The sequence below is a fragment of the Mesorhizobium sp. FG116 genome (assembly GCF_057809835.1).
In genome coordinates, this window is sequence record NZ_JBMDKS010000024.1 from 39,324 (window position 1) to 52,252 (window position 12,929).

Sequence of the window (12,929 nt, forward strand, 5' to 3'; positions counted from 1 at the left end):
TCGCCTGCAACCTTCGGCAATCGATCTACGAAGCTTACGCAAGACTTGCACGGATATTGAATAGCTTGAATTTCAACGCCAATTGCACATCAGGCACTAACTTAAATTAGTGCTTCATGCTTAATTAGGGTACTATAATCCAGATTGCAGCTAGTGATCACAACCAGAGATTGGAGCCTGCCTGCAACATGGTAGCTCGCACGGATGCCATATTCCGCAAGTTGGGGGCGTATACGACGCTTGGTCCCCAGGAGGCGGCTATGCTCGAAACGCTGCAAGGCGCGCGCACTTTCGTCGCTGCGGGCAAGGAACTCATCTACGAGGGGCAACAGCAGCACGCGGCCTATATCCTGCACGATGGATGGACCTGTGCCTATAAACGATTGCGTGATGGCGCGCGGCAGATCGTCGAAATCGAGATCCCCGGCGACTTCATCGGCCTGCGCAGCCTGTTGTTGCGAAATTCCGACCAGAGCGTCGTGGCGCTGACCAACGTCGAGGTCAGCAAGATCAATACCGACCGGCTTTGGGAAGCGTTTCGCCTCACGCCCCGACTTATCATGACGCTGCTATGGGCCGCGTCCCGCGACGAAGCGATGGTGACCGAGCACCTGGTCTGCGTCGGCAAGCGCGACGCCATGGCGCGCACCGCGCACTTCCTGCTCGAACTCGGCGCGCGCATGGAACTGATCGGCCTCGGCTCGTCCACCACCTACCGATGTCCGCTGTCGCAAAGCATCGTCGCCGACGCCGTCGGCATCACCGCCATACATCTCAACCGCGTGCTGCGGCACCTTCGCGAATCCGATCTCCTGCTTTTCCGCGACGGCGTGGTCACATTCCTCGATCGGGACCGGCTCGCCCAGCTCACCGATTTCGACTTCACCTACATGGACCACTACAAGCCGGGCTGAACCTCGTCCGCCCTGCGAGCTTTGCCCTACCCGCCAAGGCCCTGCGTGATCATCTGGGCGGTTGCCCGCACCTTTTCGCCGAGAAGCGGCATATCCTCCACCGGCACCTGCGAAGTAAAGCCAATCAGGCAAATGCCACGGCATACATCGTCGTTCGGCGAAAAAACCGGAGCGACGGCAACCGTGTTTCCGGCATAGTACTCGCCCACGCTGAGCGAATATCCGTTCTCGCGAACCTGCTCGATTTCCTCGAGGATCGTCTTGCGGTCGGTCCTGGTCAGGGCCGTGAACTTCGTCTGGCAGTGCGCCGCGATGTAGTCGTCGACATCGGCCGGGGTCATGGCCGCCATTGCCACGCGCGAGAGTGCGGGCGTTCCGGGGGCAAAATACTTGCCGATGTCGATCGTGACCTTGATTTCGCGCGGGCTGTCCGTCTTTGCGATGATGAGGAAGCTCTTGTTGGCCAATTGGGTGAAGGTCAGGCAGGTCAGGCCCGTTTCCTGCACCAGCGCCTCGATCGGTCTTTGTCCGATCATCAGGATATCGCGCCGCTGGGCTGCGGTGGCCCCCAGCACAATCAACGACGAGCCCAACGAGTAAGCCTTCGTCGTGGGGTCGTACTCGACCAGATTGGAGAACTCCAGGGTTCGCAGAATATAGCTGCAACTGCTTTTATGGACATCGATCGCCTTGGCGATCTTGGTAACCGTGCACTGCGTTGGGACCGAGTTCTCCTGCAGATACTGCAAAATTGCGGCCGCGCGCTCAACTGCGGGAACCAATGAAACGGGTCCCTTTGCGTCGGTCTTTTCACCAGACTGAGGTTTTCCGGTCTGCATTGCTTTTTGTCTTTCGATGATTTGCCTGCACTCGTGGACTTTCGGTGACGCCTAAGTCAAGCGGCGCACCAGCAGACGCTCCTGTGGGATTTACCGGATAGCAGCGTGAGAAACGTCGGCGGGTTCGCGATTCCCCGAGGTGCCGAGGCCGACTTCCGGCACGATGCCCGCTCGGGCCTGCCCTGCGTTCGGCATGCAGAGACCAGCACGCTATCGCGCAAACCACGCCCACTCCCGGCCGCTGCCTTGAGACCTTGGGTCCCGGCAGATCCAGCCGCTGCACACGAAAATCGAATCACCCGCTTGTGCACCAAAAAATTCCATGTTACGCATTGTTCAACATACAGATCATTGTTCAATATATAGAACAATTGAAATCTGTCAAGAAGAGCTCGTTTCGAGCCTGTCGGTTTTTGGGAGGACCGCGTGATGGAAACAGCCTCGTCATTCGATGAGCAGGATGGCTTCGTTGCCGTTACCCAGACCGATGAATTGGTCCCGGGAGAAATGAGGCGGTTCGTCGTTTCGGACCGCGCCCTGGTGCTGGCCAATATCAACGGCTCTTTTCACGCTTTCGAAGACCGCTGCCTGCACTGGGGCGTGAAGCTCTCGAACGGATGCCTTGAGGGCAACGCCGTTCGTTGCCGGGCGCATGGCTGGAAACACGACGTGGTGCGCGGTGAGATCGTCGCCTCGGAGCCTCCGGGCGATGAAGGCCGGCCGGTCCGCACCTTCAAGGTCAAGATCAGGGACAAAACGGTGTTCGTCGGCGGGAGCGTTGCTTCGCCGAAGGCAAACACCGCGAGGTAATTCGATGTCCGCCAATCACCGATGGGCATCCGAATAAGTAGACAAACATAGATTTTGGTGAGGAGAGAACTGCCATGGATATGGATATCGAAAAGAAGAAACCGGACCTCAGCAACTCAGAGGTGATGGACATCGACACTTACTTCAAAAGGTTGGTGCAGCCTGAAACACCGCCCGCAATCTGGCGCTGGGACGACATCGTCAAGGTGATGGACGGGATGGAAGCGGACCCCAAGCGCTATCCGAGCTATCGCCGCGCTGTATGTCTCGTAAACAATTCATGGGCCGGGGCGCCGGGCGCATCGCCTGCCTTGTTCGCGGGCTTCCAGCGCTTTCGTCCGGGCGAACATCTGCCGCCGCACAAGCACAATTCGGTCGCGCTTTACTACTGGGTGCAGGGCAAGGGCCGGGCGATCGTCAACGGCACCGAGATCGAATTCAAGGCCGGCGACGTGCTGACCTGCCCGGCCTGGAACGAACACCAGTTCTTCAATACCGGCGACGAAGACCTGATCATGCTCTCGATCCACGACCTGCCGATCCTTGCACAGATGCGCGCTCTGTTCTGGGAAGAGCCGATGGGCCAGGAAAACATCCAGCACATCGTCAAGTCAGAGGCAGCTTCGTGGAACGCGGACGAGCAGGAAGAAGACGTCGCCAACCTCAAGTCGATCCTTATCAAAACGGCTAATTGACGGCCGGTTCGCAACTTAGCCCACTGCCAGCATCCACCTTCTTCGCAAGGGAGATTATCTTGAGTTCCACGACGACCTCTTTGCAAGGTGGCTCTGCTGGCAGTTTCTTCAAGCGTGGCGCGGGCAGTTCATCTCCCGCAGTCATCATCCTGCCGGCAGTTGCCGGCCTGAATTCCTACATAGATCGCATGTCGGATGCGCTGGCCGAGCAGGGATATGCCAGTGTCGCGATGGACTATTACGCAAGATCCGGAGGCGTTCCGGATCTCAGTGACCGCGCGAAGATCATGGCTGCCGTCGCATCCCTGTCGGATCGCGACGTGTTGGCCGACGTCGCAGCCAATGTCGAGTTCCTGAAATCTCGCCCGGATATCGACGGCAAGCGGATCTCGGTGATGGGATTTTGCGTCGGCGGAAGTTTTGCAATCCTGGCGGCCTCGGAAATCGAGGGCCTTGCTTGTGCGGTCGGGTTCTATGGAACGATCCGGTACGGCCAGACAACCGACCGCAAGCCGGTATCACCGCTTGACGCAGCCCAGCACCTGAAATGCCCGTTGCTGGCTCACTATGGCGAGCAGGACCCGCTGATCCCGCAAAGCGACGTCGAAGCGTTGAGATCAACTCTCAAGTCGCACCCCGCGGAAATCTACAGCTATCCGGGCGCCGGTCATGCGTTCCACGAAGACTACCGCCCGGAAGTCTACCGGCCCATCGCCGCGCAGGAGGCATGGCGGCGGTCGCTGGCTTATCTGGACTGGTATCGAGCGAAGTAACGGGTGCGAGGCGTGTTGCCTCACAAAATTGCGCCCTGAAGCCATCAAGCGAGGAGGACAAGGACCGACGGGGATTTGACTGAGGGATTTGCCAAGCCACACGGCCAACGAAAACAAAATATTTCGGCCTTGGCGCAGCCAGGCGCCGAAGGTTTCCAAGGGAGGGGAACCAATGTCACGCATCGTCAATGTGGAAGACACCATCGACAATTTGAAGATTGGTCGATTTAACATCAGTCTGCTGTTCTGGCTGTTCATCGTGATGATGCTGGACGGATATGACATAACTGCCGCAGCTTTTTCCGGCCCGCATCTTGTTTCCGACTGGGGTATCGATCGCGCTGAACTCGGGCCAATGCTGGGCGCAAGCCTGTTTGGCATCCTGATCGGGTCGCTTGCCCTCGGCAATGTCGGCGACCGCTATGGGCGCAAGATCGGCACCATTATTTCCTGCATGATTTTCGGCGTTTTCACGCTTGCAGCCGCCTGGTCATCCTCGCTCGGCGAGCTTTCTATCCTGCGCTTCCTTGCCGGCATCGGCATTGGCGGTGTGTTTCCAAACGCCGTTGCACTGAGCGCCGAATACGCGCCGAAGCGTTTGCGCGCCACCATGGTCATCCTGATGTTCACCGGCAATACCTTTGGCGCCTCGCTGCCCGGCCTCGTATCCATGTGGCTGGTCCCGACGCACGGTTTCCAGATCCTGTTTTCACTCGGCGGGGCGGTCATGATCGCGGTCGCTGTCTGCCTCTGCTTCACGCTGCCCGAGTCCGTCAGGTACCTTGCGTTGCGCGGCAACAAGCAACGCACCGTCGAAATGCTGCAGCGGCTGGACCCTGCAATCGACATCAGTGAAAGCGACCAGTTCGTCACCCACGAAGCGGCAGGCAGCAAATTCCATCTCAGGCAGTTGTTCGAAGGAAAATTCGCGCTGGCTACACCCCTGTTGTGGCTGGTCTTCGCCATCAACCTGATGATCTTCTATTTCATCAACAGCTGGATGCCGACGCTCGTTTCCACCGTGGACGGCACGGCAACGCGCGGCGTTCTCGCTTTGACGATCTTCCAGCTTGGTGGCACATGCGGTGGCCTTGCGCTCAGCCGGCTGGTGGACAAGCAGGGCCTGAAGCCCATCACCATCATGTTCTGCATTGCAGTGCCGGTGGTCGCCTCGCTCGGCTATCTGGCAACGTCGTGGCCTAGCCTGATGCTCTTTGCAGCATTTCTCGGCGGCTTCTGCGTTCTTGGCCTGCAGTTTGGCCTGAACGCCACGCCCGGCATGCTTTACCCGACGTCGTGCCGCGCCAACGGTGCAGGCTTCGCCTTCGGCATCGGCCGTGTCGGCGCCGTGCTCGGCCCGGTCGTCGGCGGCATTCTCGTCGGCATGCAACTGCCGATCAGCGCGCTCTACGTCTATGCGGCTGTCCCGCTCATTATCGGAGCCGTGGCCTGCTTTGCGCTGACGAAAATCTTGAAGCCGGCAGCGGCGTAACAGGGGACTAGCAAAATGAAGCTCTGTCGTTTCAACGACAATCGTCTGGGTGTTGTCGATGGCCGGGAGGTCATCGACGTCACCGAGGCGCTGGATGTCATCCCGCGATCCGGTTATCCGCTGCCGGCGTTCGACCCGCTGATCGCAAATCTCGAAGCGGTAACGCAGCGGATCGGCGCGCTTCGCGGACAAGCGAAGCGGCTGCGGCTGGAGGATCTGCGCCTTCTCAGCCCGGTGGCGAATCCGGGCAAGGTCGTCGCGGCACCGGTCAACTACCGCAAGCACCTGGAAGAAGTGCTGGCCAACGCCGACCTGCACCACGACGTCAAGATCAACCACATCGAAAAGGCCGGCCTGTTCCTGAAGGCCCCCAGCTCGCTGGTCGGCGCGGGACAGGGCATCCAGTTGCGAAAGCTGGATCGCCGCAACGATCACGAGGTCGAGCTGGCGGTGGTGATCGGGCGTACCGCCGACCGCGTATCGCGCGCGCAGGCCCTGCAACATGTCGCGGGCTATTGCATCGGCCTCGACATTACGATCCGCGGACCGGAGGAGCGCAGTTTTAGGAAGTCGCCCGACAGCTACACCGTGCTCGGCCCCTGGCTCACGACTGCCGACGACGTTCAAGATCCGGGTCGTCTCGACCTGCAAATATCGGTCAACGGCGAGAGGCGGCAGAAGTCCAACACCGCCGACCTTATCCTCGGCGTGGCGGAACTGATCGAGTTCGCGTCGTCGTTCTACACGCTCCAGCCGGGTGACGTGATCCTGACCGGAACGCCCGAGGGCGTCAGCCCCATCAGGCCGGGCGATGTAATACTGGCCGAGATCAGCGATCTGGGCACGATGACCGTGCATGTCTCAGCGAAAGCCGAGGCGCTCGATCAAAAGGTTGCGTAGTCGGCTGTTGGCTCCGACAGGTAAGCGCAAACGCTAGAAAAGCGGAACCACCGGGTCGGCGGCAATAGTGCTATTGCCGCCGATTCACTATTCCCACTCAATCGTTCCGGGCGGCTTGGACGTAACGTCATAGACGACCCGGTTGATGCCCTTGACCTCGTTGATGATACGGGTCGCGGCGCGGCCGAGGAATTCCATGTCGTAGTGGTAGAAGTCGGCCGTCATGCCATCGACCGAAGTCACGGCGCGCAGTGCGCAGACGAACTCGTAGGTGCGCCCGTCGCCCATCACGCCCACCGTCTGCACCGGCAACAGCACAGCGAAGGCCTGCCAGATGGCGTCGTAGAGGCCGGCCTTGCGGATCTCGTCGAGATAGACCGCGTCGGCCTCGCGCAATATGTCGAGCTTCTCGCGCGTGATGCCGCCCGGGCAACGAATGGCAAGGCCCGGACCCGGGAAAGGATGGCGGCCGATGAAGCTTTCCGGCAGGCCCAGTTCCTTGCCGAGCAGGCGCACCTCGTCCTTGAACAATTCGCGCAGCGGCTCGACCAGTTGCATGTTCATGCGCGCAGGCAAGCCGCCGACATTGTGGTGCGACTTGATCGTCACCGACGGCCCGCCGGTGAAGGACACGCTTTCGATGACGTCCGGATAGAGCGTACCCTGGGCAAGAAAATCTGCGCCACCCAGCTTCTTCGCCTCTTCCTCGAACACTTCGATGAACAGGCGGCCGATGGTCTTGCGTTTCTTCTCCGGATCGCTCTCGCCCTCCAGCGCCGAGATGAAGCGCTCGGAAGCATCGACCAGGATCAGCGGCAGATTGTAGTGCTCGCGGAACATCGCCACCACGCTGGCGGCTTCGTTCTTGCGCATCAAACCATGGTCGACGAGGATGCAGGTGAGCTGGTCGCCGACGGCCTCATGGATGAGCAGCGCCGCCACGGAAGAGTCGACGCCGCCCGACAGCGCGCAGATCACCTTGCCCTTGCCGACCTGCTTGCGGATCGCCTCGACCGCGTGCTCGCGGTAGGCGGCCATGGTCCACTCGCCCTTCAGGCCAACGATGTTGTTGACGAAGTTGGCAAGCAGCCTCGCACCGTCCGGCGTGTGCACCACTTCGGGGTGGAACTGCACTGCATAGAAGTGCCGCTTCTCGTCGGCAATGGCCGCGAAGGGCGCGCCGTTCGACGTGCCCACCACCTTGAAGCTCGGCGGGATGGCGGTAACGCGGTCGCCGTGGCTCATCCAGACCTGGTGCCTGGTTCCCTTGGCCCAGACGCCGTCGAACAGGGCGCAGTCGTCTTCGATCTCGATGAAGGCGCGGCCGAACTCGCGCTCATGGCCGGCCTCGACCTTGCCGCCGAGTTGCGCGCACATCGTCTGCTCGCCATAGCAGATGCCGAGCACAGGAACGCCAGCGGCGAAGATCGCGTCGGGTGCGCGCGGGCTGCCGATATCGACGGTGGAGTGTGGACTGCCGGAGAGGATGACGCCCTTCGGCCGGATCCGCTTGAACGCCTCGTCCGCCGATTGGAACGGCACGATTTCGCAGTAAACGCCGGCCTCGCGCACGCGCCGGGCGATGAGCTGCGTCACCTGGCTGCCGAAGTCGATGATGAGGATGGTGTCGGAGTGATTGGTCGTCGTCATGGCGGGCGTTTAAAGAAGAACTTGAGTCGGCGCAATGGGTTAGTGGTTGAAGCTGACAATCCGATTCCGCCGCCTCATGCAATGAGTCACGCGCACCGCTCCCGTTCATCCATCGAGTCAAGTGCAGCCGCTAAGCCCGGCCTATGGAATCCGAAGCGAGCCCGCCTGAAGTGCGGTTTCCAGCGAGCCGATCGCGGCCGCCAGTTTGCCATCGATGACGTGAAGGTATTCGGTCCAGTCGTCGATATGCTTCAGCTCCGCCGCGCCGTCGGAGATGCCGCGCAGCGCGATCAGCGGCAGGCCGAACAACTGGCAGGCCCGCAGGCAGGCATAGGTTTCCATGTCCACCATGTCTTCGGCAATGGCGTCGTAAGCGCTGCCCGAGACGATCGACGCGCCGGTGGAAAGCGTCGCCTGCTTCACGCCGGGGACAAGATGCGGCAACGCCATTGTCACCGGCAGGCCGAGAAAGGGCGTCTCGCCCTTCGCAAATCCGAGCGGTGAAGCATCCATGTCGCGATAGGAAACCGACACCGCCTGATAGACTTCCGTCTGCTCAAGCGTCCGCGATCCGGCCGATCCGAGCGAGACGACAAGATCGGGCAGCGCGCCGGCAGCATCCAGCCGCGCCAGTTCGGCGCCCAGCTTCACGCCGGCTTCGACCGGCCCGACCCCTGTCATCAATGGCGTGAACAGCTTGCGCAACGCCGGGCCGTACTCGGCGTCGAGCGCCATGACGAACAGCACGCGCTTGCCGGCGATGGTGACCGTGGCCATCTCAGCCGGCGATGCCGTCGCGGCCGGCAACCGTCATCATCGTGCCAGTCATGGTGGCGATGAGCCTCGCCTCGCCGTCAGATCCAAAGGCATACGCCTGGCCGTCGGCAACGATGATCGTCCGGCCGGGCTTGGTCACCGAGCCGCGAAACAGGAAGCGATCGCCCTTGCCCGGAGCCAGCAGATTGACCTTGAACTCGATGGTCAGCACGCTGGCGTTTTCGGGCATCATGGAAAACGCTGCATAACCGCAGGCCGAATCGAGTGCGGTGGAAATAACCCCCGCATGCAGGAAGCCGTGCTGCTGGGTGAGCGTGGTGGAAAAGGGCATCTCGATCTCCACGATGCCGGGCGTCACCAGCGTCAATTCCGCGCCAATGGTGACCATGGCCTGCTGGCGCGCAAAGGAAGCCCTCACGCGCTCTTCATAATCGGGAGCCGGTACGATCTTCGCCGCCATCGTCAATCCCCTAGCCTGATCTGGGCCCTCGCCTGATCTGGGCCCTCGTCCAAAGTGGAAGCGCTTATTGCAGAGCAATCCACCCTGCACAATCGCATCGCCGCCGTTTTGCTCACTGGCCCAAGAATTTACAGTTGTTCCCGCAGCCGGTGCGCTGCATCCTCGGCCAACGGAGGACATCGCCATGAGCATCGCAAGGCTGCAGAAGGAAACCCTGACCAATCTTCCCTTCTATGAAGAGCGCGTCGATCTGGCCTGTGCGTTCCGCTGGACGGCGCGCCTCAACATGCATGAGGCGGTGGCCAACCACTTCTCGCTGGCGGTGAACGAGGATGGCACCCGCTTCCTGATGAACCCCAACCAGGCGCATTTTTCCCGCATCAAGGCGAGCGACCTTTTGTTGATCGACGCCAACGATCCCGAAACGCTCAAAGGTCCGAACGCACCCGATCCGACCGCATGGGGCCTGCACGGGGCCATCCATCGCAACGTCGCCCATGCGCGCTGCGTCATGCACGTCCATTCCATCCACGCCACGGTGCTTGCCTCATTGGCGGACTCGCGCCTTCCGCCCATCGACCAGAACTGCGCCACCTTCTTCAACCGCCATGTCGTTGACGAAAACTACGGCGGACTTGCCTTCGAGGAAGAGGGCGAGCGCTGCTCGGCCTTACTGGCCGACCCGAAGAACAAGGTGATGGTGATGGGCAATCACGGCGTGCTGGTGGTGGGCGACAGCGTCGCGGACGCCTTCAACCGCATGTTCTATTTCGAGCGCGCCGCCGAGACCTACATCAAGGCGTTGTGGACCGGGCAGCCGCTCCGGGTTCTTTCAGACGAGATCGCCGAAAAGACCGCGCGCGAACTGGACGACTATCCGGGACAGGCCGAACGTCACCTTGGCGAGCTCAAAGCCATTCTGGACGAACAAGAGCCGGTCTACCGCAACTGAGCGCGCGTTTCGGCCCCGATCAAAGGCCCAGCACCTGCCGCAACTCCTGAGGCGAGTTGACGTTGATCGCACCTGCCGGGCCGGCCATCGGCCGTTCCGGCCAGAACACCGTCTTCATGCCGGCCGCCAGGCCAGAGTTGACGCCTGTCCAACTGTCGTCGATCGCAACCGCATCCGCAGGATCGACACCGGCAAGATACGCCGCGCGCAGGAACGGCTCGGCATGGGGCTTTCCCTCGCGCACATCATTGCGGCTGACAGACTTCATGCCGGCATAGGACAGGCCGACGGCCCGCAAATTGACATCGACCACGATGCGGTCCGAATTCGACACCACCGCCTGGTGAACGCCCCTCGCCTTCAGTTCGCGAAAGATCTCGAGCGCGCCCGGCCGCGGTACAAGCTTCTCGACCAGCGGCAGGTAATGCCCGTACTTGCGCGCTATCCATTCGTCATAGGGAACACGCAGGCCATATTGCTCGCGAAACATCTGGTAGACGACGCTGGCGGCGATGCCGACCACCTGCTCGGCCAGATCGGCGGGCGGCACGATGCCCTCTTCCTCAAGGGCTTTGCGCAATGCGATTTCGTGCAACGGCTCGCTGTCGACCAGCGTGCCGTCCATGTCCCAGAAAACCGCCTTCGGCGTCATGCAAGGCTTCCTTTGCCCCGAACTTCGTCATGTTGTTCATAAACGGTGCAGCGCAAGAGATAAACCGGCAACTGGCACGGGCGTGGCATCCTGGGCGAAGCCGCCCCCACTTCGTCATCCCGGAATTCGCTTTCGAGCGCAGCCGAGAAAGGAATGTCCGGACCCGTTCCGTGACACCGCGGCAGCGCTTCAATCGCCCAAGCCAAAGCTGGCTTGGGGTGCCGAAACATGACACTGTGGGGCGGTCCTGCCTGTTGCCAAGAGCCATGTCCGGCTACGTTTACATTCTCGCATCGAAGAAAGACGGTACTCTCTACACCGGCGTTACTGCCGATCTTGGACGGCGCGCGCACGAACACAAGCAGCACATCTCTTCCGGCTTTACCGACCGATATGGAGCAATCCGGCTTGTCTGGTATCAGGAGTACCAGGATATCGGCGAAGCCATAGTCTTCGAAAAGCGCATCAAGCGGTGGCGCCGTGCATGGAAAGTCCGGTTGATCGAGGAGATGAACCCCGACTGGCGAGAATTATACGGCGGCATGGGCTGGTAGTGCAGCGTGTGTGGCACGTTTTGCGCATCCGGTTTCATCGTCACGGAATGGATCCCGGACAGCATCGCCATCGCTTCGCTCGGCTCGCTTCCGGGATGACGCGGTAGGTGGGTTTCGCCTCGACGGATGCAAGGCTGGCTAGTCGGGCGTGATCCCGAATCATGTTGAGGCGTATTCCCATCCACTTCGTCATCCCGGAATTCGCTTTCGAGCGAAGCGAGGAAGGAATGTCCGGGATCCATTCCGTGACAGTGCGGCAGTGCGAAAGCACTTCAGAATGTGGATTGTAGACGCCCCCTCTTCATGCCAACCCATTGTTCCCGCTCAGTTCCCGAAAAATCTTCCACCTCACTTATCCCCGCCCTTCCCACTTCCCGCATACTCTGCCCCATCGCTCTTGCGGGAACCGGCTGCGCACCGGGCAACGGTTAGGGCGGCGGTGACCTCCCCCCATTGGTTCGGCGCCAATGGACCCGAGGGCATCCGACAGGCCGGCGTCCTGCGGCGGGCTTTCCATGACAAAGGAAAGAGAACCCGTGGCGGCAGGAGGCGCATTTCGCCTGATCGTCGCGACAGGGTGAGACCCATCGGACGATCTTGGGACCGGTCGACTGGATGACAGACACCGGACGGGCGGCCGCAAGGCCGCATACTTTATCTAAACGAGCGACCGAACGGCCGCCCGTCCTCCCGACCTGCGCTACACAAGCAAAGGTCAGTTCTTTGACAATGGCCAGACGGCAAAAGCCGGGCGTGGCGATGAATAAGTGTGTCTACGGCAGGTGCGTCAGTAAAGCTTGCAGCGCGTCTTCGACGTGACTTGGTAGGTCATCGTGTCCTCGCTCCTGCTCGCATAGTGGCGCGAGGTTTCGGGACTGCTGGAGGACGCTTTGCCCTTTAGCGAAAAGGACTTCAGCGTGCACTTTTTCCCGGAGATGACCACGACGACGCTTTGGTCGTTGGTCACCACATAGCTCGTAGGACTGTCGGTCGCGATGTTCAGCGTGTAGGTGCCGCGCTGGGTGACCTTGCCGGACAGTTTCAAGACGCCGCCCGAATAGCTGCCGGTGCCCTTGATGGTGGTCTTGAAAGAACCGCGCTGCGACTCGTCCTTGATCTTGCAGTTGAAGTTCTCGTTCTGGGTGCCATCCACCTTGTAGGCAAAACTTGGGGTCTGCAGCGCCCCGTCGATCTTGCACATCTTGGTCTGGAAGGTCGTCGTCGTGATCAGCGAGCCGCCCTCGAAGACCTGAAACCCGATCGACGAATTGTCATATTTGTTCTTTGTCCTCGACGCGCCGACATTCGGATTGCCGGACGTATAGTTGTCATAGACGACGGACAGGTTCTCGATCATCAGCCAGCTGAAATTCGCCGGTTCCGCGACAGACGGCGACGAAGCGAGGCCAAGCAGCATGGCCGAAAAACATGCTGCGCCAAAAGACTTCCGGTTCGACATCT

At 60.7% G+C, this 12,929-nt stretch carries 14 protein-coding genes; 8 read left to right on the forward strand and 6 right to left on the reverse strand.

What is annotated here, in order from left to right; translation table 11 throughout:
• Positions 1-188 precede the first annotated feature (188 nt).
• Positions 189-914: a Crp/Fnr family transcriptional regulator gene (locus ACODTY_RS17845; protein ID WP_488995549.1), complete on the forward strand. Its 726-nt coding sequence runs from the start codon at positions 189-191 to the stop codon at positions 912-914.
• A 26-nt stretch (positions 915-940) separates the two neighbouring features.
• Here the strand turns inward: ACODTY_RS17845 and ACODTY_RS17850 are convergent, their stop codons facing one another.
• Entirely contained in the window at positions 941-1,696 is a 756-nt protein-coding gene (locus ACODTY_RS17850; RefSeq protein ID WP_488995550.1) for an IclR family transcriptional regulator, read from the reverse strand.
• A 486-nt stretch (positions 1,697-2,182) separates the two neighbouring features.
• Between ACODTY_RS17850 and ACODTY_RS17855 the strand changes: the two genes are divergently transcribed.
• The 5 genes from ACODTY_RS17855 to ACODTY_RS17875 all read left to right on the forward strand — a co-directional run bounded on the left by ACODTY_RS17855 (position 2,183) and on the right by ACODTY_RS17875 (position 6,423).
• Entirely contained in the window at positions 2,183-2,563 is a 381-nt protein-coding gene (locus ACODTY_RS17855) for a Rieske (2Fe-2S) protein (protein ID WP_488995593.1), read from the forward strand.
• A gap of 74 nt (positions 2,564-2,637) precedes the next feature.
• A complete protein-coding gene (locus ACODTY_RS17860; protein ID WP_488995551.1) occupies positions 2,638-3,258 on the forward strand; it encodes a cupin domain-containing protein in 621 nt (206 codons plus the stop codon).
• Positions 3,259-3,317: 59 nt separating this feature from the next.
• Positions 3,318-4,031: a dienelactone hydrolase family protein gene (locus ACODTY_RS17865; RefSeq protein ID WP_488995552.1), complete on the forward strand. Its 714-nt coding sequence runs from the start codon at positions 3,318-3,320 to the stop codon at positions 4,029-4,031.
• Positions 4,032-4,203: 172 nt separating this feature from the next.
• Entirely contained in the window at positions 4,204-5,523 is a 1,320-nt protein-coding gene (locus tag ACODTY_RS17870) for an MFS transporter (protein WP_488995553.1), read from the forward strand.
• Positions 5,524-5,538: 15 nt separating this feature from the next.
• A complete protein-coding gene (locus tag ACODTY_RS17875; protein ID WP_488995554.1) occupies positions 5,539-6,423 on the forward strand; it encodes a fumarylacetoacetate hydrolase family protein in 885 nt (294 codons plus the stop codon).
• An 87-nt stretch (positions 6,424-6,510) separates the two neighbouring features.
• Here ACODTY_RS17875 and guaA read toward each other — a convergent pair whose 3' ends face one another.
• The 3 genes from guaA to ACODTY_RS17890 form a co-directional block, all read right to left on the reverse strand.
• Entirely contained in the window at positions 6,511-8,073 is a 1,563-nt protein-coding gene (gene guaA / locus ACODTY_RS17880; RefSeq protein WP_488995555.1) for a glutamine-hydrolyzing GMP synthase, read from the reverse strand.
• A 141-nt stretch (positions 8,074-8,214) separates the two neighbouring features.
• Positions 8,215-8,850 (reverse strand): 5'-methylthioadenosine/S-adenosylhomocysteine nucleosidase, encoded by a 636-nt coding sequence (locus ACODTY_RS17885; RefSeq protein WP_488995556.1) that lies wholly within the window; start codon positions 8,848-8,850, stop codon positions 8,215-8,217.
• Between the two features lies 1 nt (position 8,851).
• Complete coding sequence (locus ACODTY_RS17890; protein ID WP_488995557.1) at positions 8,852-9,310, reverse strand: PaaI family thioesterase; 459 nt, start codon at positions 9,308-9,310, stop codon at positions 8,852-8,854.
• Between the two features lie 184 nt (positions 9,311-9,494).
• Here ACODTY_RS17890 and ACODTY_RS17895 point away from each other — a divergent pair, with 184 nt between their 5' ends.
• Positions 9,495-10,262, forward strand: coding sequence for a class II aldolase and adducin N-terminal domain-containing protein (locus ACODTY_RS17895; RefSeq protein WP_488995558.1), 768 nt, complete (start codon positions 9,495-9,497; stop codon positions 10,260-10,262).
• 19 nt (positions 10,263-10,281) lie between these two features.
• On the opposite strand, the gene ACODTY_RS17900 is transcribed toward ACODTY_RS17895, so the two are convergent.
• Complete coding sequence (locus ACODTY_RS17900) at positions 10,282-10,914, reverse strand: HAD family hydrolase (RefSeq protein ID WP_488995559.1); 633 nt, start codon at positions 10,912-10,914, stop codon at positions 10,282-10,284.
• 266 nt (positions 10,915-11,180) lie between these two features.
• On the opposite strand from ACODTY_RS17900, the gene ACODTY_RS17905 reads away from it, so the two are divergent.
• Positions 11,181-11,468, forward strand: a complete 288-nt coding sequence (locus ACODTY_RS17905) for a GIY-YIG nuclease family protein (RefSeq protein WP_488995560.1) — start codon at positions 11,181-11,183, stop codon at positions 11,466-11,468.
• A gap of 787 nt (positions 11,469-12,255) precedes the next feature.
• Here ACODTY_RS17905 and ACODTY_RS17910 read toward each other — a convergent pair.
• Positions 12,256-12,927: a hypothetical protein gene (locus ACODTY_RS17910; protein WP_488995561.1), complete on the reverse strand. Its 672-nt coding sequence runs from the start codon at positions 12,925-12,927 to the stop codon at positions 12,256-12,258.
• Positions 12,928-12,929 lie beyond the last annotated feature (2 nt).

Bases quoted from the DNA above. Each gene is read 5' to 3' on its own strand.
- ACODTY_RS17870 (WP_488995553.1), top strand. From the start codon at position 4,204: ATGTCACGCATCGTCAATGTGGAAGACACCATCGACAATTTGAAGATT.
- ACODTY_RS17855 (WP_488995593.1), top strand. From the start codon at position 2,183: ATGGAAACAGCCTCGTCATTCGATGAGCAGGATGGCTTCGTTGCCGTT.
- ACODTY_RS17860 (WP_488995551.1), top strand. From the start codon at position 2,638: ATGGATATGGATATCGAAAAGAAGAAACCGGACCTCAGCAACTCAGAG.
- ACODTY_RS17905 (WP_488995560.1), top strand. From the start codon at position 11,181: ATGTCCGGCTACGTTTACATTCTCGCATCGAAGAAAGACGGTACTCTC.
- ACODTY_RS17910 (WP_488995561.1), bottom strand. From the start codon at position 12,927: ATGTCGAACCGGAAGTCTTTTGGCGCAGCATGTTTTTCGGCCATGCTG.
- ACODTY_RS17885 (WP_488995556.1), bottom strand. From the start codon at position 8,850: ATGGCCACGGTCACCATCGCCGGCAAGCGCGTGCTGTTCGTCATGGCG.
- ACODTY_RS17845 (WP_488995549.1), top strand. From the start codon at position 189: ATGGTAGCTCGCACGGATGCCATATTCCGCAAGTTGGGGGCGTATACG.
- guaA (WP_488995555.1), bottom strand. From the start codon at position 8,073: ATGACGACGACCAATCACTCCGACACCATCCTCATCATCGACTTCGGC.
- ACODTY_RS17900 (WP_488995559.1), bottom strand. From the start codon at position 10,914: ATGACGCCGAAGGCGGTTTTCTGGGACATGGACGGCACGCTGGTCGAC.
- ACODTY_RS17875 (WP_488995554.1), top strand. From the start codon at position 5,539: ATGAAGCTCTGTCGTTTCAACGACAATCGTCTGGGTGTTGTCGATGGC.
- ACODTY_RS17895 (WP_488995558.1), top strand. From the start codon at position 9,495: ATGAGCATCGCAAGGCTGCAGAAGGAAACCCTGACCAATCTTCCCTTC.
- ACODTY_RS17890 (WP_488995557.1), bottom strand. From the start codon at position 9,310: ATGGCGGCGAAGATCGTACCGGCTCCCGATTATGAAGAGCGCGTGAGG.